Consider the following 594-nt stretch of genomic DNA (forward strand, 5'->3'; position numbering starts at 1 on the left):
GCGCGTGTCTTCCATGTACTGCATTACACCTGGGTAACGCTCGAAGTATTTGTCCATGTAAGCTTGCGCTTCACCACGAGGAATGCCCAGCTGTTTTGCCAAGCCGAATGCGCTCATGCCGTAAATCAGACCAAAGTTCACCGCTTTTGCACGGCGACGCTGCTCACTTGATACCTGATCAATAGACACTCCCATGATTTCTGCTGCGGTTGCGGCGTGAATGTCTTTACCGTCACGGAAGGCATCAAGCAGCGCTTGGTCGCCAGAAAGGTGCGCCATAATACGCAGCTCGATTTGCGAGTAGTCGACAGCCAGAACCTTGTAACCAGCAGGAGCTACAAACGCCTGACGAATACGACGACCTTCTTCGTTACGGATTGGAATGTTCTGCAAGTTTGGATCGGTAGATGACAAACGACCTGTCGCAGTCACCGCTTGATGGTAAGAGGTGTGTACACGACCAGTTGAAGGGTTGATCATCTTCGGCAGCTTGTCTGTGTATGTCGACTTCAGCTTCGCTAAGCCACGGTATTCTAGGATCAGTTTTGGCAGTGGGTAATCCAACGCAAGCTCCTGCAACACCTCTTCATTGGT

Annotated in this window: 1 protein-coding gene; it reads right to left on the reverse strand. The window is 51.2% G+C overall.

Translation table 11 applies throughout. From position 1 onward, the window contains the following. Positions 1–594: DNA polymerase (locus tag R7Q46_RS28610; protein WP_318078499.1), on the reverse strand; the 594-nt coding region annotated here is incomplete at both ends.

It is taken from the genome of Vibrio sp. 811 (genome assembly GCF_033339195.1).